21 protein-coding genes and 2 tRNA genes are annotated in these 18,831 nt (G+C 46.5%); 10 read left to right on the top strand and 13 right to left on the bottom strand.

The genetic code is table 11. The annotated features are described in order from the left end of the window. Positions 1-5: 5 nt before the first annotated feature. From zinT to ACLJQJ_RS04860, 3 genes are all read right to left on the bottom strand, one after another. A complete protein-coding gene (zinT, locus tag ACLJQJ_RS04870; protein WP_001537483.1) occupies positions 6-653 on the bottom strand; it encodes a metal-binding protein ZinT in 648 nt (215 codons plus the stop codon). Between the two features lie 111 nt (positions 654-764). Then, a tRNA-Arg gene (locus ACLJQJ_RS04865) sits at positions 765-841 on the bottom strand. An 8-nt stretch (positions 842-849) separates the two neighbouring features. After that, entirely contained in the window at positions 850-1,176 is a 327-nt protein-coding gene (locus tag ACLJQJ_RS04860) for a four-helix bundle copper-binding protein (protein ID WP_001183699.1), read from the bottom strand. Positions 1,177-1,369: 193 nt separating this feature from the next. Here ACLJQJ_RS04860 and ACLJQJ_RS04855 point away from each other — a divergent pair, with 193 nt between their 5' ends. Further along, on the top strand, positions 1,370-2,503 hold the full coding sequence (locus ACLJQJ_RS04855) for a mechanosensitive ion channel family protein (protein ID WP_000456065.1): 1,134 nt from the start codon (positions 1,370-1,372) through the stop codon (positions 2,501-2,503). Positions 2,504-2,584: 81 nt separating this feature from the next. Here the strand turns inward: ACLJQJ_RS04855 and ACLJQJ_RS04850 are convergent, their stop codons facing one another. Genes ACLJQJ_RS04850 through ACLJQJ_RS04830 form a run of 5 tightly spaced genes read right to left on the bottom strand, consistent with a single transcriptional unit; the run spans position 2,585 to position 7,370 of the window. Continuing rightward, positions 2,585-3,175 (bottom strand): ATP-binding cassette domain-containing protein, encoded by a 591-nt coding sequence (locus ACLJQJ_RS04850; protein ID WP_000947460.1) that lies wholly within the window; start codon positions 3,173-3,175, stop codon positions 2,585-2,587. Further along, positions 3,169-3,966, bottom strand: a complete 798-nt coding sequence (locus ACLJQJ_RS04845; RefSeq protein ID WP_063809515.1) for an ATP-binding cassette domain-containing protein — start codon at positions 3,964-3,966, stop codon at positions 3,169-3,171. The genes ACLJQJ_RS04850 and ACLJQJ_RS04845 overlap by 7 nt, the downstream gene beginning before the upstream one ends. Continuing rightward, a complete protein-coding gene (locus tag ACLJQJ_RS04840) occupies positions 3,960-4,772 on the bottom strand; it encodes an ABC transporter permease (protein ID WP_000966637.1) in 813 nt (270 codons plus the stop codon). Before ACLJQJ_RS04840 ends, ACLJQJ_RS04845 begins: the two co-directional genes overlap by 7 nt. After that, on the bottom strand, positions 4,762-5,736 hold the full coding sequence (locus ACLJQJ_RS04835) for an ABC transporter permease (protein WP_001748353.1): 975 nt from the start codon (positions 5,734-5,736) through the stop codon (positions 4,762-4,764). The genes ACLJQJ_RS04840 and ACLJQJ_RS04835 overlap by 11 nt, the downstream gene beginning before the upstream one ends. Then, complete coding sequence (locus ACLJQJ_RS04830; RefSeq protein ID WP_021294179.1) at positions 5,736-7,370, bottom strand: ABC transporter substrate-binding protein; 1,635 nt, start codon at positions 7,368-7,370, stop codon at positions 5,736-5,738. Before ACLJQJ_RS04830 ends, ACLJQJ_RS04835 begins: the two co-directional genes overlap by 1 nt. A gap of 681 nt (positions 7,371-8,051) precedes the next feature. Between ACLJQJ_RS04830 and ACLJQJ_RS04825 the strand changes: the two genes are divergently transcribed. Next, positions 8,052-8,366 carry a TRL-like family protein gene (locus ACLJQJ_RS04825; RefSeq protein ID WP_000182479.1) on the top strand — a complete coding sequence of 105 codons (315 nt, stop codon included), beginning with the start codon at positions 8,052-8,054 and terminating at the stop codon, positions 8,364-8,366. A gap of 148 nt (positions 8,367-8,514) precedes the next feature. Continuing rightward, entirely contained in the window at positions 8,515-9,045 is a 531-nt protein-coding gene (locus ACLJQJ_RS04820; protein WP_000929974.1) for a cytochrome b, read from the top strand. Positions 9,046-9,127: 82 nt separating this feature from the next. On the opposite strand, the gene ACLJQJ_RS04815 is transcribed toward ACLJQJ_RS04820, so the two are convergent. The 3 genes from ACLJQJ_RS04815 to ACLJQJ_RS04805 all read right to left on the bottom strand — a co-directional run bounded on the left by ACLJQJ_RS04815 (position 9,128) and on the right by ACLJQJ_RS04805 (position 11,401). Continuing rightward, on the bottom strand, positions 9,128-10,171 hold the full coding sequence (locus tag ACLJQJ_RS04815; protein ID WP_063809514.1) for a sialidase family protein: 1,044 nt from the start codon (positions 10,169-10,171) through the stop codon (positions 9,128-9,130). 338 nt (positions 10,172-10,509) lie between these two features. After that, positions 10,510-10,977 carry an Hsp20 family protein gene (locus tag ACLJQJ_RS04810; protein ID WP_001218118.1) on the bottom strand — a complete coding sequence of 156 codons (468 nt, stop codon included), beginning with the start codon at positions 10,975-10,977 and terminating at the stop codon, positions 10,510-10,512. Between the two features lie 196 nt (positions 10,978-11,173). Then, positions 11,174-11,401 (bottom strand): hypothetical protein, encoded by a 228-nt coding sequence (locus ACLJQJ_RS04805; RefSeq protein WP_077950906.1) that lies wholly within the window; start codon positions 11,399-11,401, stop codon positions 11,174-11,176. A 702-nt stretch (positions 11,402-12,103) separates the two neighbouring features. On the opposite strand from ACLJQJ_RS04805, the gene ACLJQJ_RS04800 reads away from it, so the two are divergent. Then, positions 12,104-12,448, top strand: a complete 345-nt coding sequence (locus tag ACLJQJ_RS04800) for a c-type lysozyme inhibitor (protein ID WP_000977725.1) — start codon at positions 12,104-12,106, stop codon at positions 12,446-12,448. Positions 12,449-13,202: 754 nt separating this feature from the next. Here the strand turns inward: ACLJQJ_RS04800 and ACLJQJ_RS04795 are convergent. Both ACLJQJ_RS04795 and pagC read right to left on the bottom strand, forming a co-directional pair. Then, positions 13,203-13,279, bottom strand: a tRNA-Arg gene (locus ACLJQJ_RS04795). Positions 13,280-13,669: 390 nt separating this feature from the next. Continuing rightward, a complete protein-coding gene (gene pagC, locus ACLJQJ_RS04790) occupies positions 13,670-14,227 on the bottom strand; it encodes a virulence membrane protein PagC (RefSeq protein ID WP_000789471.1) in 558 nt (185 codons plus the stop codon). Positions 14,228-15,031: 804 nt separating this feature from the next. On the opposite strand from pagC, the gene pagD reads away from it, so the two are divergent. From pagD to ACLJQJ_RS04760, 6 genes are all read left to right on the top strand, one after another. Then, entirely contained in the window at positions 15,032-15,295 is a 264-nt protein-coding gene (gene pagD / locus ACLJQJ_RS04785) for a virulence protein PagD (RefSeq protein ID WP_024149275.1), read from the top strand. Positions 15,296-15,426: 131 nt separating this feature from the next. Continuing rightward, positions 15,427-15,639: a cold shock-like protein CspF gene (gene cspF / locus ACLJQJ_RS04780; RefSeq protein WP_001537306.1), complete on the top strand. Its 213-nt coding sequence runs from the start codon at positions 15,427-15,429 to the stop codon at positions 15,637-15,639. A gap of 414 nt (positions 15,640-16,053) precedes the next feature. Then, complete coding sequence (locus tag ACLJQJ_RS04775; protein ID WP_001520581.1) at positions 16,054-16,575, top strand: RICIN domain-containing protein; 522 nt, start codon at positions 16,054-16,056, stop codon at positions 16,573-16,575. 180 nt (positions 16,576-16,755) lie between these two features. Beyond that, complete coding sequence (gene msgA, locus ACLJQJ_RS04770) at positions 16,756-16,995, top strand: virulence protein MsgA (RefSeq protein ID WP_000497451.1); 240 nt, start codon at positions 16,756-16,758, stop codon at positions 16,993-16,995. A gap of 489 nt (positions 16,996-17,484) precedes the next feature. Beyond that, complete coding sequence (gene envF / locus ACLJQJ_RS04765; RefSeq protein ID WP_061423638.1) at positions 17,485-18,273, top strand: putative envelope lipoprotein EnvF; 789 nt, start codon at positions 17,485-17,487, stop codon at positions 18,271-18,273. Between the two features lie 321 nt (positions 18,274-18,594). Further along, positions 18,595-18,807, top strand: a complete 213-nt coding sequence (locus tag ACLJQJ_RS04760) for a hypothetical protein (RefSeq protein WP_000787630.1) — start codon at positions 18,595-18,597, stop codon at positions 18,805-18,807. The last annotated feature ends 24 nt before the right edge of the window (positions 18,808-18,831 follow it).

Genomic DNA, 18,831 nt, shown 5'->3' with positions numbered 1-18,831 from the left:
CAGACTTAATGATGTAGCATTTCGTCAACGACCTCATTCGCCTTTAACTGATAAGGATAATAGGTAGGCCAGTTTTCCATCTCTTGCAACAATGCCTGCTGCGAGGTATTTCCCATAAAGATATGGAAGTGCGCCGATTTGCGCGGGGCAATGATATGATCACTAAACTGAACATATTTAGGCGCTTTGCTATTCGCATCTTTACATTCGAACAGGTAGCGCACCCCTTTTTTACCCGATGCGTAAGTCAGAATTTTATAGCCGGCATAATTGTATTTACAGGATGCAACGTTATTGTCGCGATGGAATTCTATAACGCCATTTTCAATGCCGATCGTCTCAACATTCGTCGCGTATCCTTTGCGATAATACGCTTTAATATCCTCAAACGTTTTCTCCGGGTCTTTCTTCGCCTTTTGTCTGAAGACAGGGTCCAGCTCGCCGCTGACCAGATAAGGATAGACGGATTGCCACATACCATCCCAGTCGGTGAGCGCGCGATCGCGTACATTAGCGTCATCAAACACACCCGCTGCCGCTTTTTGCTCAACCTCCGTCATCGGCGCGCCATGAGCATGATGACCATGCGCGAAGGCAGGACTATTTACCAACAGCATTCCCAGAAGCATTGTCAGTTTTTTTAAATGAATCACCAAAACGTTACCCTCATCTTTCTTAGAAAGATGATTGTTATATTATAACATTGCATTTATTTCAACAGAAACTCAGCGGCCACCGCGCAGGTGGCCTTTTTTGATATCAACTGGTCCGCCATCGAGGAATTGAACCCCGAACCTTAGAGGTAGAAGCTCTATGCTCTATCCGGTTGAGCTAATGGCGGAAGAAAAATTACGCGGCCATTTTAAGGCAGGCGTCTGCGCATTGGCTGCATGCCCGCGCGCAATTCTGGCAATGGTCGTGATCGTGCCTTGCACACTCTTCGGCGCAGGCTTTGCAGATATCCGCGCACAGGCGACATAATTTTTGTGAGTACTCGCTTTCCAATGCCATAAATTGCGCCGCCAGGCGACAAATGGCCGCACATTGCATATCTAACTGGATGCAGTGCTTCATCATTTCGACGTTATCTTCACGCAGACAAGAAGAGGCGCAGATATCACACGCCGCCGCGCATTCATAACACTGCTCAATACACTCACGATGTTCTTGTTGCATAAATGACTCCTTATTTTATTAAGAGGAGTAGATAAGTCTGCACAGAAACGCCGGGATAGCCAAACGGCTACCCCTCTTTTTCATACTTTTTGAACAAAAGTGCTGAATAAAACAGCAATAGTAAAGCCGGAAATCGGCCTCCGTGATGTGACGTCTATACTGTAATGTTCATCTGCTTTTCATCGGAGGTAAAATGGAGTATTTAGCACGACTAAATATCGTTGCGATGCTGATGTCAACGACGTTCTGGATCAATCTGGCGGTCGTTTTTTTCGTCACCCTCATTACTTACTGGCTCATCAACTGGCTACTTAATGTGGTCTATAAAGCGCTACAACGCCCGGATAAAAAGGATGATGCTCATGGGCGGCTGCGGCCTATTGTTTTCGAGATGCTGAAAAAGACCAGTAAGATGCTAATCTTTTTTGCCGCATTTCTCTTTAGCCTGCGCTTTGTCGCCCTGCCCGACCGGTTATTCTCTACCCTCTCTCACGCCTGGTTTTTAGTGGTTGCGATTCAAATGGCGATTTGGCTTGATCAGGGCGTACAGTCATGGATGCGTCATTTACTGTATGCCCCAGGCTCCAATAAAAACCCGGTGACGTTAGTCATTCTTGGTATGATTTTGCGCGTGCTCGTCTGGTCTATGATGTTGCTCTCCATCCTGGCGAACGTCGGCGTGGATATTACCGCACTGGTAGCCAGCCTCGGCGTGGGCGGTATTGCTATTGCCCTGGCGGTACAAACCGTTCTGAGCGATGTCTTCGCTTCGCTGTCGATTGGTTTCGATAAGCCCTTCGAGATCGGCGATTTCGTCGTCTTTAATGATGTAGCCGGTACGATTGAACATATCGGTTTGAAAACCACTCGCATCCGTAGCCTCAGCGGCGAACAGATCGTTTGTGCGAACGCGCAGTTGTTGCAGCAAACCATACACAACTATAAGCGGATGCAAACGCGTCGTATCGTGTTTACTTTTGGCGTCGCCACTGCGACACCGCCGGAAAAGTTACGCCTCATCGGCGATATGGTGAAAAAGATTATTACCGATGTCGGCGAAACACAATTCGACCGCGCCCATCTACTGGCCTTTGGTCAGGATCGGCTGACCTATGAGGTGGTGCATATCGTCAATACCGCGGATTACAATAAATACATGGATATTCAGCAAGAGATAAATATCCGTATTATTGAAAAACTCATTGAGAATGATATCGAACTGGCGCTGCCAAGTCTGGTTGTCAGAGCCCCTGTACAGGTTGAAGAGACCAGGGACTACAGTAATACCGCTGATGCAAAAAACGCAGATAAACGCGTCATGCAGTAAAATCTCTGCCGACAATACCGGGAACCCATGGGTTCCCGGTGCGTTAACGGCGACACGGCAATGCGGAGAAACGACTTGCGGCTATTCCACCTGTAAATGGCGGGTACAGACTTGATCAAGTAGCGCAGACTGATGACTAATCACCAACATTCCTAATGAACGGCTGCGGCACACCTCAAGCACGTATACCCATATCGCTTTTTGAATAGACGGATCGAGTTGCGCCGTCATTTCGTCGGCAATCAGAAAACGCGTTCGCGGGTCAAGCGCGCGCAGTATCGCAATACGCGCCAACTCCCCGCCTGAGAGCTGCATTGGCCGACGCGTCAGCCACTCGGGCTGCACATGCAAACGCCTCATCGTTTCCGGGTCAGGCTGCCAGGCATCACGTACAGCGTCTCCGGCGCTTCGCCAGGGATTAAACGTCAGTTCAGGATGCTGGGGGACAAGCTGTACCGGACAATACTGATGCAGGGGTAACGGGCTGCCGTCCAGCAGAACATCGCCCGCCGTCGGCTTTTGCCATCCGGCCAGGACGCGCCCCAACGTTGTTTTCCCCGTTCCGCTTGGCGCATGAATTCCTACCCGTTCACCGGCAGAAATCGTAAACGTCAGGTTCTGCCATAAGACTTTCCCGCCCTGACGAATAACGAGGTCGCGGCAGCTTAGCATTCTATTCCCTCTCCGGTCGGCATAAATAACGGGTTTAGTTCAGGCAATGCTTGCCATTGCCGTTTTAACGGCTCACTCATCTCTTCCGGCTGTAACTGCTCGCAGCGGATATTGTCCGTGATATAACCCTGATGCAGCGCCACAATGCGATCGGCATACCGCGCCGCCAGCAGCAGGTCATGAGTCACCCACAGCACGCCGCATCCCCGCTTGCAAAGACCTCGCAAGTGCTCGAGCAACTGGTTTGCCAGTGCGGTATCAAGCCAGGCGGTGATCTCATCCGCGAGAATATAACGTGCCTGGCTAAGCGAGGCGTGGCACGCCAGAATTCGTTTAGCCATCCCGCCGGAGAGCTGGCGGGGAAAGCGTTCCAGAACTGTCGGTTCGAGATCGCTTTGCTGCAATAGCTGTACCATCTGCGTCTCATCCCAGGCGCGTCCGGTCAGATGACATGCTCTGTTCAAATGTTTTCTGATATTCAGCATGGGATTAAGCGCCTGTACCCCCTGCGGCACGTAGCTAAACGTATTGCCCCTAAGCTGCCTGATGGTATGTCTGTCCAGCCGGTTGCCATCAAGCGTAATCTCCCCCCGAAAGCGTAAATTTTCCGGCAGCAGATCGAGCAGGCATTGCAGCAGCAGACTTTTGCCCTCCCCGCTGCCGCCAACCAATGCCACCATTTCGCCGGGCGCGATATCAAAAGAGACATTCTGTAATAACGGCGACCAGCGTCTCGCGCCATACCAGCGATAACGCGCGCTTTCCAGCGTAACCTGTTGTAAACTCAGCATACGTCACTCCTTAGCCACAGCCGCTGAATGGCGCGCGCAAACTGATCGAAGAGCATCACCAGCGTGAATAACATTAGGCCGGGAAACAGCACCAGCCACCAGTTTCCATGGCTAATAAACCGTAACGCATCCGCCAGCAACAGCCCCAGCGAAGGCTCATGCGGCGCCAGCCCAAACCCCAGAAAACTTAACGCCGCGCTGTGCAATACCGCATGAGGAAACATCAATAACGTTCCCGTCAACCATTGCGGCAATAGCGCCGGAAAATAGTGATATCGCCAGCAATAAAGGTGTCCATGCCCCAGACGATAGGTCAATGTCAGGTAGTCACTCTGCGCTACCCGCTCCGCGTCGGCGCGCAGAATCAGCGCCAGACGGGGCCAGTGCGTTAACGCTACGGCCGCAATGACGCCGCTTTTACCGCCGCCGAGCGTAAAACAGATAAGGATCAGCAAAAGTAAATGCGGCATGGCGAGCATGGCATCGGTTATCAGCCGCATCAGGAGGTCCAGCCGGGGATGAATGCGCGCCACTGCCGCCATCACTAGCGCGATAACGCCGCTGCACAGCGCGGCGCCAACACCAATTTGTAAACTGGTGAAGGCCCCCTGAAAGCAACGAAGCCATACATCGCGCCCCAGATTATCGGTGCCAAACCAGTGCTGGATATCAGGCGACAGATGCCGGGCAAGCAGATTAACCTCTGGCGGCTGGCTCAACGTGGCATAACCGTATCCGGCAATAAACAGCAGACAGGTAACGGAGAGGATCAGACGAAACAACGTCGGGGCAGGATTATAGAGCATCGGGACGCTCCAGCGATCGATTAAGCACCACCACAAGCCAGGCTGAAATCGTATTTCCGGCAAACACTAATAGCGTACAGAATAAAACGATCCCCATGAGTAGCGGGACATCGCCACGCAGGCCGGCATCGATAGTGGCCTGTCCCAGCCCCGGATACGCAAAGACTTTTTCTGCCAGTAACGCTCCCCCCATCAGTTCTCCCAGAGAAGCAAACTGTAAACAGAGTGCTGGGGTAATCGCATGACGTAACACCTGGTGACGTAACAGCGACCATCCTTTATCCCCCTGAGCGCGCGCAAAACGAATAAATTCGCTCTTCATTACACTGGCTATTTTTTCTCGCGTATGCAGCGCAATTTGCCCCATGCCCAACAGACTTAACGCACATACCGGCAACACAAGATGGCGTAAGCGTTCCGATAAAAGAGCTGTTCCTGCATTATTTCCGGGGTCCCAGGCGCAACAAACAGGTAATACCGGCCAGCGGACGGCAAACAGCGCCAGCAACAGCATTGCTATCCAGAAAGTGGGCAACGATGACAATAAGTAGCTGATACGGCAAATCATCTTATCCGGCCAGCGGTAGAGAAAACGTCCGGCCAGAAAACCCAATGTCACGCCCAACACACCAGACAATAGCCAGGCGCCTGCCAGCAGCGCGAATGACGTTGCAAAACGTTCCCGGATCACGTTGGCGACAGGCATGTTGAACAGCATGGAATACCCCATGTCTCCCTGGAGCAAACGCCAAAACCAGTGACCGAAACGCTCCCACAGCGGCTGGTCGAGCCCCCAGCGCGCCGCAATCCGCGCATATTGTTCTGGCGGAACATGGAGCAGATCGTTGCCAATATAAGCACGGATAGGATCAACGGGCGAAAAGCTAAGCAAAATGAAGGTGCCGGCAGCCACCAGCACCAACAGAATAATCAGCCGCAAAAAATGACTGAAGAACAATTTCATCACCGACAGGTCCAGGTCCAGTCATCAAGATTGTTTAACACCGACCAGCTACCGTGGATTTCTGGCGCGCCTTTTCCCAGATCAATACAGGGGTTGGCCAGATAGGTATGCTGAATATTAAGCAGCCATGCCCATGCCGCATCGCCCTGGACGCCCGCGCCCTGCTTCCCATCCCACTCAACCTGCTGCCAGAAAGGAATCGCCTTTTGCCAGTCAGGCGCATCTATAGCCTGTTTCAGATGTGCTTCTACCGCAGGGTTGCTGTAATAGCCCGGGTTATAATATTCCACACCAGCGGCTTTCCCACTGTAGTGATGGAAGAGTTCCATCGGGTCCAGACTTCCCCAGCCAAACAGCGTAGGGTTAGCGTGCATATGGCGCTCTACAGTTTCCCAGCTTCCCGATTGCAACGAGACGACAATGCCTAAAGGCTGCAACATGGCGCGCACCGCCTCGGCCAGATCCCGTCGGGTGCTGTCGCCACTGGCATACCATAAGGTCAGACGCGCTTCTTTACCTGCTTTTTCACGCACGCCCGCACTGTTTATCTTCCAGCCAGCCTCTTCCAGGATGGCGCGCGCTTTTGCAATATCGCCATCGCTGAATATCACTGAAGGATTTTGCCACGGCAATCCCTGCACCGCGCTATAGGCGGGTATCGCATGGCCTTCCATCACCTGTTCCGCCAATTGCTTACGATTAATGGCATAGTTAATTGCGCGTCTGATAGCGACATCAGCGGTCACATCGTTGCCGACAGGATAACCGTTAGCATCCTTTTTACCGGCAGGCACCATCGGGAAGACAATGCCCCGGTTTTCAACGCTATCGCGTACCCAGAGTTTAAGATTATCCTGCTGCGGGGCCACCGCCATAGAAGGGGCAATGCGCACCAGTCCCAACTGTCCGCTGCGCGCGGCAGCATAAGCATTATCTTCATCCAGAAAGACAAAAACCAGTCGGTTAAAGTCATTCTTTTTACCCGCATACCAGGGATTAGCTTCAACGATCAGTTGCTGACCCGGCTGAAAGCTGACCAGTCGGTATGGACCGGCGCCTATCGGTTCACGGGCGAACGTTTTTTCATCATAACGGCTGGCCGGAACAATCCCTAACGATCCTAATACATTCACAAAGGTGCTCTGCGGATGGCTCAGCGTCATCTCAATTCGGCGCGCATCCAGCGCTCGCGCATGACTAAAGTTGCCCATGTCAATTTTACCGCCGCTCTTCGCCGCTTTGTTATATGTAAAAACGACATCTTCGGCAGTTAATGGCGAGCCATCGGAGAATTTCAGATCGGGTTTTAAGGTCAGTATCCAGGTTTTACCATCGGGGCTGGTGTCCACTTTTTCCGTCAGTAAATTACCCCAACTCATATCGGCGTTTTGCTTGAGCAACGGCGCATGAAGCAATAAGTAGCTGCCGTGGCTCCAGCCCAGCATAGGATCAAAGCCTTCCGTTGGCTCAGGGCCAATGGCCAACTTCAGGGTACGACCGTCTGCCGTGTCCGACGCGGCGAAAAGCGACGAAGTGAATACCAGAGTCAGTGCGCACGTCACGAGCGCCAGTTTGCCTTTAATCATCAATTTGTCCCAGATTATGCGTTGTTTTTGTTTCTCCCGGCGCAGCATAAACGTCGGGAGACCTCCTGAGGACGGCATTATGGCGAGCATTTGTAATGAAAAAATTGACGCAGAACAGAAAGTATGACGATCTTTTAAAAACATCATACGCACAAACGTCGGGAGCGCCAACGTGGGCTAAAGGCCGCTTTTGACGGGGATAAAACGCAAGGGAAATGACGCAAGGAATACCGGGTTAATTAACGCCATCTTATTCTCTTATTTCCTTTCTATTCTGTATTACGTCTTCCCATCCGACGCTGTTCATTTTCTCAACGTTATTAGTCAGTACTGAAACGTAAGAAGGTATCGTAATTAGCGCTTCCTGGCTTTAAACCTAAACCAATATTAAACGAACCGGGCGTTAATGAAACTTACCAGCAGAACGCCAGTCATATGGCAACCCGATGAAATGACATGCTATGGAGTCCAACCGAAAAATGTTAACGCCGCCAGGGCTCGTGATGATTTTTTTAGCCGTAGTGTTCTCATTGCTGACAGGATGCGCAAGTTATAAAAACACGGCATGGGGAATATATCCGGCTTCAACGGATATTTGTCCATCAGGTACGACATCAACAGGAGGGTGCAAAGAGTAATATCGCATATTTAATATACACCACTTTTTAAATGACTGTCCGGACATTTTCGGACGGTAAGTTTTCTATTAATTTATAATGGACTAATCCCATGACAAATAAAAAACACATTTTTTCAATTATCTTTATTGGTTCTCTTTTAACGGGGTGTGCTACAGGACCATCACCGACAGGGATTGGCTTATATACGGATGTTAAAGGGCCAATTACTGCCACGAGTCTCCCGGCAACCAAAACCGGTAAAGCGTGTGCGCAAACGGTATTGGGTATTGTAAATACCGGCGACGCATCTATTGATTCAGCGAAAAAAGCGGGCGATATTTCTTTAGTGTCGAGTGTTGATTATGAAACTACAGGCTCATATCCGTTTTATGGTAAAACCTGTGTTGTCGTAAGAGGACAATAACAACAGTAAGCCGGCGATGCCGCCGGCTTTTTATCCCATTTTACGTGCCGCTATCTCTGTCTGTTCCTTGCGACTCAGCCCCCGCTTTAAGGTTCTGTTAAGATTTTACGCATACCCTACAAGCAGTTGTTAATAAAGGATAATAATAATGGCACATTTCTCAAGACTGCAAATAACGCTTCACTGGTTAACACTGCTCCTGACAGGCATCGCATATGCGGCTATTGAGTTACGGGGGTGGGCGCCAAAAGGCTCCAGCGTTTACCTGTTTATGAAAGACATGCACTATGACATGGGCGTTCTGGTCTGGGCGCTGATGTTTTTACGGTTATATCTTAAACACAAATACCCGGATCCGGTCATTACGCCTCCCCCTCCTCACTGGCAGCACGTAGCCGCTAAATTAATGCATATCGCGCTTTATCTCACTTTTCTCGCCTTACCGCTGCTGGGCGTCGCGATGATGGCATCAGGCGGGAAAAGCTGGAGCTTTTTTGGTTTTACTGTACCGGTATTTTTGACGCCAGATAGCACCCTAAAATCGGATATAAAGCGTATTCATGAAATGCTGGCCAATATCGGCTATTTCCTGATTGCCATGCATGCAGCAGCGGCGTTGTTTCACCATTACATACAAAAAGACGATACATTTTCAAGGATGTTACCCGGTAAATCATGACTATTTCGGCCATCCCGGCGTGAGAGAGCACGCCGGGCAAGGCATTATTATTCCAGCGCTATCGGTTTCGACTGATAGCGCCTTATACCGTTTGTAATCGACAATATACGATATTTTTCCGGTTCCACGTGTAGGTGATATGTACGACGCCGCCCTCGCTAATAATAGCGGGATAAGAATACTCACCGCGGTCACTTTCCAGGTCCAGTAGCGGTAGCCATGATTCGCCATTATCCTGGGAAGCAATCAGTGAAAGCGGATAGCGCTTTCCCCAGTTGCCGTTGACCGGATTTAACCCAAGAATCAGCGTACCGTCCTGCATACTAACCAGATCGATACCACTATTATTATTCGGTAAAGATGTCGCGCGGGCAACAGACCAGGTAGCGCCATAGTCAATTGAATCACTGCGAAAAATTGCCCCGCGTGTGCTTCGTAACAACATATGGATATGTCCCGGAGAAGACTCCCACAGCGTAGGCTGAATAACGCCATCCCAGCGCAGGAGGTTTTCCAGACAACATTCCCACAACATCCCCTTTTTTACACCATCCCACAACGCTACGTTTGTCCCGGAAATAGCGTTATCAGGCTCCAGCGGAACAAAAGAGATATTCCAGTGTTTTCCTTCGTCAGAGGATCGATCCACAAATGCCCTCCACCGTTCAGGACTTTCAATCGACCCTGGCGCAATCCAGGCGCCATTTGATGCCAGCAGGAGTTTATTTTTTACGGGACCGCGCGGCAAAATATCATCGTTAACCAACGGAGCTGGCGTACTCCAGGTAAATCCTCGATCGCTGGAGGTGATAAACCAGGTTTTCCACACGTGTACATCGCTGCCTACTTTATAAAATAACCACAATTTATCCGACGGGTAAAATAACACCGGATTCCAGTGCGCTTCCCCCTCGCGTGCCGCCACTCGCTGCGGTGTTGTCCAGATATTATGTTCATAGCGAGATAGCCAGATGGCTGTATCTTCGCTTCCTTCGCGCAACCCCGCGAACCATGCGGCCACGAGCGTACCGCACGGTAAGCGAACAAGCGTAGAGGCATGGCACTGGAAGGACTCGGTTCCGCTTTCCGGTAAAATGACCTGCCGATTGACGAGCGCTAATTTCATACCTGCCTCGATTAAATAAGGTAAAAAGCATCAGCTTTTTTATGTATGAAAGTAGTGTTAGCAGAAATAGCATCAACGCGGTGAAAACGATCAACCGCTATACGAATTTATGTTCAGATATCGCGCCCATAACAGGCAGAATGTCGAGAGTGGACAAAAATTGGACTGACCTCGCGGATAATTCCAACTTACCGCCGTCCAATGGCGACGAGGTCAGTGGCACGGGATAATATAGAGGTCAGGGCTATAATATTTAGCGATCTGTGCCTACAAGCATGACGGGATACTTTTCGCTACAGACAATGAAGGCCCGTCTAAACGGGCCTTCATTAACGCGATTATGATTTGTGTTCAATCGCCTTTGGTTTACTTTCTATGGCAATTTTTTTCGGTTTCTCGCTTTCAGGGATCTCCTGGTAAATCTCGACCAACAAGAGGCCCTGTTCCAGTTTCGCATTATTCACCTTAGCATGTTCAGGCAAAGAAAAACTCAACTGGAAATCCGCCTTACGAATACCACGATAAATCCAGTGCGTCTGATCCTCTACCGTCTCTTCAGTGTGTTTACCCGTAATATTCAGGTTGCCGCCAACCGTTTCAATTTCAAGCTCTTCCTCTTTCCAGCCAGGAACGCTCACGGTAAGCAGATAGTTATTCGCATCGCGCTTTTGCAGATCGTAAGCTGGCGTCGCAGCGACTGGCGTATCTCCTGTTAATTGACTGAAAAGTCTATCAATACGGTTGAAACGGTCAGAGAAAAGAGAATCAGCAAACACGGGAAGTGCTGACAAGGTTCTGAGTGCCATCATTAACCTCCTGAATCACTATTCAAAAGTTCAACATCAAGGCAAGCATTGCTTGTCCACTGACTACATAGGGACGGAAAAAACATTTTCAAGCCTATAAAAGCTTTTTTTAGTCACGAATTTAAGTGGTTAACGAAAAGTCTCATCCCGTTCATTGCCATTTCCGCTGTCCCTTCATCTTTACAATTTTTCTTCATCAGTAGAATTGATAATGATTATCAATTGCATTAGTGTATACAGGTTGGTTATGGCAGTGACCAACGCCCTTCTCCATTATCAAACCCAGCGCCGCTTTCGGGCGGCCTTTTGGGAGGAAATATGGTCGCCAAAAATAAAATTCACGGTCGTCGTATTCGTCAATCTCTGCAACAGTTACATCATCGTTGTCTTTTTCAGCAACTGGCGGTAAGCCCACCAGGAACAAAATATGTTTCAGTCACCGCTGAAACAAAAAACTGGCTTATTCATCTTGTGACTTCAGAGGGCCGCTAGCACGCGGTAGTGACTGTCCATGTTGTCGCTAAAATTTTAATGAAATGACTTTTATACACCTACAATTTGCGCCCGGCTACTCCGGGCGCCATACCTGAAGATATGACACCCGTTGCCAACTGACTGGAATTTTAGCTATCGTCTCCGACGTAGAAAAATTCGATATCTTTATTAAACCATTTATCAATGTTGTGCCACATCAGACAACCGGTCAGAAAACTTGCGATCAATATCCCTCCTATAAGCCACTTTTTCACATATACTCCTGAATAACCCCTGTTGATGCCATTATCTGATCGATAATAAAAAGACCATCATTTGAAGAAATAGTTTCACTGACAGATACCGTATGAAACGAGACAGTGAACAGTACCGTTTTCTTCGGTTTTTATGCCATAGTATTGAGCAGTGGTGACAATCATTTTCTATCGCACCATAATGATTTGCAGCCTATAGTTTATGATTTTAAGATTTGTCTACTCATCACATATGCCAGTAATAGATAAATTATAATACGCTTTTCTGGCGCACTTTTCGTCAGTAAACAGGAATACTACAGCATTCATCATATTGATGCCGCTTTATCTCCCGTACTCCAGGGAATTAACGACAATTTTATGCACAAAGGATACTAATGATGAAACGTAAATTGATCCCATTTACCCTCTTTCTCGCTGCGCTTAGCGCCAGTACCACCTCTATAGCAGCTTCGCAGGAGATTTCTAAATCTATATACACCTGTAATGATAACCAGGTTATGGAGGTGATTTACGTCAACACCGAGGCTGGAAACGCCTATGCGATTATCAGTCAGGTAAACGAGATGATCCCGATGCGGTTAATGAAAATGGCCTCTGGAGCAAATTACGAAGCCATAGACAAAAATTATACTTATAAACTTTATACCAAAGGCAAAACGGCTGAACTGGTGGAAGGTGATGATAAACCTGTTCTCAGTAACTGTTCCTTAGCTAACTAACCTTAAGAAATGCCTGAAGGCTCATCAGGCATTTCCACTTCAACCTTCCTGTAACGTAACGTTAAAGAATATGTGAATCACTACCGTAGTATAATGGCTAATTAGTAACCACTTTTGAACATGGTTAATCCTATTTTTAAAGAAAAGTTCGAACTGTCTGAATTGTCGTTGTTGAGTGTTTAAATGTTTTGCTTTATTAAGTGGCCCAGGTAGAATTCGCAGCGGCTGGTAACCATTCATATTCGCACTATTGAACGATCACCGGCCAACCGCGCCAGGGTCTTGCATACGCTCTGGCGCGGTTAAATCCCCAGACCATAAACGAAATCACTGGTTTCTACTATTGATCGTATCTTTCACGTTAACCTGTATTATGCTTGCCCACCTGATGTAAAAAGACACCGCTCTGAACCATAGGGTGTGAATTTCATTTTATAAAAAATTGCGGTGCCGGGTGCCTCCCGGTGAACCATACCACAGTCAATATGGTTCGCGAGGAACATTAACTATTTGACTGGACGCCCCGCCGCAAAGGGGGATTCACCGCATAAGAAAAATCTACAACTCACAAGTAATAAAAGACAATAACATTTTTGTGCATTTTTTATAAATGACTATCTTGTCACGTAATAAATGAAATTATTCTGTAACAGGATTGCAAGACAATACTTATTCAAAACTGAAGTGGTCAGTGGGAGTCGAACCCACATCATCAGCCTGACACTGAGGTAATAACATTATACGATAACCACATTGGACCGCCACCGAGGCCTCGAACCTCGCACCATCAACTTAGGAGGTTGATGCTCTATCCAGCTGAGCTAGTGGCGGCTGGGGACTTCTGCCAGGCGCAAAAAAGGTGCTCTCCTGGATAAAATACATACCTTGCTACTTTTCAGTAGTCGTTCAACGGCAGGTACAATATGCGAAGGCGGTCACAAAATCTTGATGACATTGTGATTAATTCCAGGAAAATTTTTCAGAGTGAATCTTGTGAGATCTGGCGTTATTTACACCAGATTTTCCTTCCTGCTTATCACCTACCTGAGCAACCTTGATTGCTTACCACAACCCCTTATCTGTGCTTATGCTGGTGAGATGTTATGTACAGCGTCACTATGACGAAGAGAGAAAAGACAGGCAGGTACGTGTTACTGGTAAAGAAGCCCTGTTTTGTGACTGGCGGTGCGGAAGGCGAACCTTCCGCATAGCTTATGCTTTTCAGAAACGGTATCCAACCCCGACGTTGAAGCCGTTTATTTTTGTAGAGGAGATGTTGCTTCCTTCATACCCAACATCGACGACGATATTCTCCAGCGGATTCATCTGTACACCCGCGCCCCAGGCAAATCCCGTTTTCCTTGAGGAAATTTTGTTAGAAAAAGAATCGCCATCCTGAGTGGAATGTTCTTTAAATGTCGCCTTTACCGTGCCGACACCCGCCAGCGCGTATAACGAAAAATTGTCAGACAATCGATAGGCTGGCCCAACCATTAAAGAACCGTACTTCACCTCAAACTTGTCATGGTAATGAATACCTTCAGGCTCAACAGACCCGGAAGCCTGTCTGTCTCCATATAAGTAACTTAGCGAGGAAATAAAACTTACCGGAGAGTCATCCTCATAACGGTATTTCACATTTACCCCTCGGATATTTTTGAAATCCTGAACTTTACTTTGTGCATACCCCACGGAAAAGGCGTTAGTATCGGCCTGTGCAACATTTACAACCAAAACGCTTGTAGTAATAACTAAAGTGGATAAAATAATATTTTTCATAACAACTCCTTAATACTACTTATTATTTACGGTGTGTTTAAACACCTGCAGTACCGATCCGGCATTCAGTTATCGCCACTATGCCGAATCGACAAAACCACGAATAATTCACCGCTATCGCTCCTGATGTGTTTACTTCCTGAAAGATATTTTTACTACCGAAGCACTCTATCGCTCATTTAGGTAACCGGTTCTACAATGTCATCTAACTTTTATAGATTTGAATGCTAATTTTTCTCACGCATATATATTTAACAGAAACCATAAAGTGTTTAGCCACTATAGAACAACAAATCACCCATGCAACATTTTGATATTTAAAGAGAAAATCTCACAACCACATTAAGAAACCTGACGCCGAACGGCTAAAACATGTCATTAAGCAAACTCGCCATATAACCAGAACATATCGCATTGTGCTTCACAGTCCTCACGTGACGCTCCAGCCGCAATACCGTATATGCCATCGCAGGCGCTGTAATCATATTCACGATGATGCTTAGCACGATTTATTCCCGCTCCGATTTAATCTTTTAATATGTCTATCAGTTACAACATTTCTTGTTATAAGAATAGAATCAACACCACAATTCCAACATAAATATCACCTGTGTTGAGAGAGAATTTACATTCCAGAAAAATAATAACGGACGCAAATATTGAACGCGCGATAAAAAAGTCTATTTCGCTATAAAACCCATTATTATTAAGAGTGGTTAACTCTTCGTTGAATAAAAAATGCCAATGACGTTCCATAATTCATTAGATGAACTTCACAAGTCATTACATATAACAGGAGGTGCTATGAAACATCATGCTTTTATGCTTTGGTCATTACTTATTTTTTCATTCCATGTTTTGGCCAGTTCAGGCCATTGTTCTGATTTACAACAGGCATCATGGGATATTTTTATCTACGATTTTGGTAGTAAAACCCCGCAACCACCTACAAATACCGATAAAAAGCAAGCCAGGCAGATTAGTTCACCATCCTGCCCGACGACAAAACCCATGATGTCCGCACCAACCAACGACGCCAGGAAAGGAAATACTTTCTCCAGAACATAATGTTATTTATCTACAATGGTGCCGAACGACTACTTTTAGCCATCCGGAAATCTTGATTGCCATCAAATATAGCTGGCATTATTTTTCCTGACGTGTATAGTGCGCCTCGTTATCCCCATTAAGGAATTTGTTTGTCTCGTAAAATGACAGGAATTGTCAAAACCTTTGATTGTAAGAGCGGTAAAGGTCTCATCACCCCCTCCGATGGACGCAAAGATGTTCAGGTCCACATTTCAGCATGTCGCCAACACGAAACAGAAGCGCTTATCCCCGGTATACGCGTTGAGTTTTGTCGTATTAATGGCCTCCGCGGACCTACCGCCGCCAACGTTTATCTTTCATAATTCGTCACTCGGCATTTTTTCAGAAAAATTTAGCGAGTACGTATACCTCCGCAGTTTGCTATGAGGCTTTGCCTGAAAGGCTGCAGAATGTTTTCAGTGGCGAAAATCTAAAGGATTTATTTTGCTAATGACTCCTGTGACCTCTTTTATCATATATCGGGTGCCCCCCCTTCTCACTTTGTTTAACGTGAAGAAATGTACAGCCGTTTTTCACTGTGATAGCATCTAATATTGCAAAAGTATTTAACGCTATATACCCATCGTCACAGGAGTGGCTGGCTGCGCGCATTTAACCGAAGTATTTATGTGATTCTATCGGAATTATCTCTATTGCCGCTCAATGCTACGTCATATTCAGTGGGTATAAATCGCCAATATAGTTGTAACGCTATTTATTTTTAGGGTAATAATTGAATGACTTTGCTTTCAGGAAAAACCACACTGGTTCTCTGCCTCTCCTCTATTTTATGTGGATGTACGACGAACGGCTTACCCACACCTTATAGTATTAATTTGTCGTTCCCGGTCATTACACAAAACCAGATTAATTCCGGTGGTTATTACATAAATGACGCGGAACAAATTCGGACAACTGATGGTCTGTGCCTTGATGCAGGCCCAGATCAACAGAATCGTTTGACGCTGCGGGAGTGTAAGCATGTGCAATCTCAGCTTTTCTCATTTCACCGAGACAGAATCACGCAGGGTGAGAAATGTCTGGATGCCGCAGGACAAGGTACAAAAGAAGGCACACCAATCATTCTTTATTCATGCACGGGTAATGATAACCAGCGCTGGCTCACTGATGATAACAAAATTAAGGGGAAACAGAGCCGAAAATGCCTGGGCACAAATAGCATTATTGTCAGAAAAGGCGACCCTGTTGTGTTGGCCGATTGCGATTTTAGTCGCGCCCTGGAATTTACCATCAGGTAGCAGGACACCGCTGTGAAGAGAGAGCCGCTAACCTCATGACACGACAACAGGTTAGCGACCTTTACTTCCACGTGCGGTCACGTCCGCAACGTCAGGATGACAAAACGGCGGCTAAACCTTGACACCAGTTATATACCCAGCTTAAATACTGGTCATCCAACCAGTAAAAAGGAAATGGCGATGTTCGTCGAACTCGTTTATGACAAGCGAAATGTTGAAGGTTTGCCAGGCGCACGCGAAATCATCCTCAATGAACTCACAAAACGCGTACATCAACTTTTTCCCGATGCGCAAGTGAAAGTTAAGCCAATGCAGGCGAACGCATTAAACAGTGACTGTACAAAAACCGAGAAAGAACGACTGCACCGTATGCTGGAAGAGATGTTTGAAGAGGCTGATATGTGGCTGGTCGCCGAATAACGTCCCCTCCTGCGAAAGCGACATGTCCGATCGAAAACAGCGCCCTGAGGCGCTGTCTGTGACGATATAACGCAAACGCCACCACTCAGAACATGTTGTTGTTGATATCTCAGACCGGTATGTGGAACCGACATTCATCGCTTCACTGGCCTGTCGGTATGAGTAGCCCTTATCAACAATCAGCTATGCGCATTCCAGCCTGAACTCTGAAAGTACGTTTGGTTTTTTTGTTTATTAAGAGCCTATCCCATTAGACTCTTTTATTCGCCAAACTGGCTTTAACGATTACGCCTACTGGGATAGGTTCTAAACTTATCATCAATACGTAAAATACCTATTTACGAACAAAAAGTAACAGGTAAAAATCCGAAATAAAACCAGCATAACTAAAACTTACTGCAGATATGCACACGCATTATTACTATGTTTCCAGGATAGTCTCGACCAGTCAAGACTATCTATTTTATATAAAAAAGGGAAATACTTCACATGAATAAAATACATGTTACATATAAAAATCTCTTACTTCCGATTACCTTCATCGCGGCAACTCTAATTAGCGCCTGTGATAACGATAAAGATGCCATGGCGGAAGCTGAAAAAAATCAAGAGAAATACATGCAAAAAATCCAGCAAAAAGAGCACCAGCAATCAATGTTCTTTTACGACAAAGCCGAAATGCAAAAAGCTATTGCCAATATCAACGCAAAAGGTGGAGCCAATCTTGCGATTATTGAAGTCCGTTTCTTCAAGGGCGGGTATTCATTCATTCGACAGAGCGTTAACACCCCTGCTAAAGTAGAGATGTTTAAATTTAACAACGGCTACTGGGGGGGACCTTCGCCTGTCAACTTAACCATCTTTGGCACTATAACAGAGGAGCAAAAACAAGAAGCACTAAAAGAGGCTTTATTCAAATTCGACTCGATCAATTTCAGCATTATACCAGAGCGTATTCAGGAAACAATTAAACGCGCTAACGCCAGTGGCATCATTTCCGTTACGGAAGATAGCGATATCGTTGTACGAGCAGAGATAGCTCATAATGGCGAATTCGTCTATGACATTACCATCACTGCTAAAAATACAGCACGTGCGGTAATGACCTTAAATAAGGATGGTTCTATTGCCGGATATGAGACCAAAGAACCTTTCGACCCAAAAAAAGAAGCCGAAAAAGCACAGCAACTTGTTGAACAATCGAGAAAAGACATTGAAAGTCAGCGTAAAAAAGCAGCTGAAAAGATGAACGAAATACAACAGACATTTAAAAAATAGCAGGCGATACAAACATTGATAAAAATTATAGCACGAAAGAGCGCGTGCCAGGTACTAAGGCACTGCCTGAAGACAGCGAATCGCCATTTCATTCTCTGACACTGTAATTTTTCGTACTCAAAATATTTATTTATTGAGTCTTTTTTGGATAACCAGGTGACGTTATGTGACGCCAGGAACCTGGTCCAGCGGGCGTACTTGTTGGAGCCAGTGTGAAGCCGGGCAGCGCGCAGAAACCGGAGCGTACACGTTGTACGTGAGAATTTCGAGCACTGCCCGACCTAAAAATGACGAATAAGATAGATATTTTAAAGAGGTAATATGAAGAATTTTTTCAAAATAATTACTGATTTCATCGCGAATATTTCCCTTGATCTATTTGCTATATTTTTATGCATGCTATTCGTATACAAAACAGGACCATCAATTGGTGTGATATCATTTTTTATTGCATTAATTATGTATCTCATTCTTCATTTTGTTTTTTACTCATTTCGTGAAAAAATCATAAAAAAATATTCAAATAAGTATTGAAAATTATTTTTTTGAGGTACAAGT

Origin of the sequence: Salmonella sp. SAL04202, from assembly GCF_046550775.1 — a bacterium.
GTDB classification, from domain to species: Bacteria; Pseudomonadota; Gammaproteobacteria; order Enterobacterales; family Enterobacteriaceae; genus Salmonella; species Salmonella enterica.
The sequence above is the reverse complement of the archived record's forward strand: the minus strand, read 5'-3'. Positions and strand labels throughout refer to the sequence as shown.

Coding starts and splice junctions, on each gene's coding strand:
- ACLJQJ_RS04840 (WP_000966637.1), bottom strand. CDS start 4,772: ATGCTCTATAATCCTGCCCCGACGTTGTTTCGTCTGATCCTCTCCGTT.
- ACLJQJ_RS04860 (WP_001183699.1), bottom strand. CDS start 1,176: ATGCAACAAGAACATCGTGAGTGTATTGAGCAGTGTTATGAATGCGCG.
- msgA (WP_000497451.1), top strand. CDS start 16,756: ATGTTCGTCGAACTCGTTTATGACAAGCGAAATGTTGAAGGTTTGCCA.
- ACLJQJ_RS04775 (WP_001520581.1), top strand. CDS start 16,054: ATGACTTTGCTTTCAGGAAAAACCACACTGGTTCTCTGCCTCTCCTCT.
- ACLJQJ_RS04845 (WP_063809515.1), bottom strand. CDS start 3,966: ATGCTGAGTTTACAACAGGTTACGCTGGAAAGCGCGCGTTATCGCTGG.
- ACLJQJ_RS04850 (WP_000947460.1), bottom strand. CDS start 3,175: ATGCTAAGCTGCCGCGACCTCGTTATTCGTCAGGGCGGGAAAGTCTTA.
- ACLJQJ_RS04855 (WP_000456065.1), top strand. CDS start 1,370: ATGGAGTATTTAGCACGACTAAATATCGTTGCGATGCTGATGTCAACG.
- ACLJQJ_RS04800 (WP_000977725.1), top strand. CDS start 12,104: ATGATGAAACGTAAATTGATCCCATTTACCCTCTTTCTCGCTGCGCTT.
- ACLJQJ_RS04835 (WP_001748353.1), bottom strand. CDS start 5,736: ATGAAATTGTTCTTCAGTCATTTTTTGCGGCTGATTATTCTGTTGGTG.
- ACLJQJ_RS04830 (WP_021294179.1), bottom strand. CDS start 7,370: ATGCTGCGCCGGGAGAAACAAAAACAACGCATAATCTGGGACAAATTG.
- ACLJQJ_RS04820 (WP_000929974.1), top strand. CDS start 8,515: ATGGCACATTTCTCAAGACTGCAAATAACGCTTCACTGGTTAACACTG.
- pagC (WP_000789471.1), bottom strand. CDS start 14,227: ATGAAAAATATTATTTTATCCACTTTAGTTATTACTACAAGCGTTTTG.
- ACLJQJ_RS04760 (WP_000787630.1), top strand. CDS start 18,595: ATGAAGAATTTTTTCAAAATAATTACTGATTTCATCGCGAATATTTCC.
- envF (WP_061423638.1), top strand. CDS start 17,485: ATGAATAAAATACATGTTACATATAAAAATCTCTTACTTCCGATTACC.
- pagD (WP_024149275.1), top strand. CDS start 15,032: ATGAAACATCATGCTTTTATGCTTTGGTCATTACTTATTTTTTCATTC.
- ACLJQJ_RS04815 (WP_063809514.1), bottom strand. CDS start 10,171: ATGAAATTAGCGCTCGTCAATCGGCAGGTCATTTTACCGGAAAGCGGA.
- ACLJQJ_RS04810 (WP_001218118.1), bottom strand. CDS start 10,977: ATGGCACTCAGAACCTTGTCAGCACTTCCCGTGTTTGCTGATTCTCTT.
- ACLJQJ_RS04825 (WP_000182479.1), top strand. CDS start 8,052: ATGACAAATAAAAAACACATTTTTTCAATTATCTTTATTGGTTCTCTT.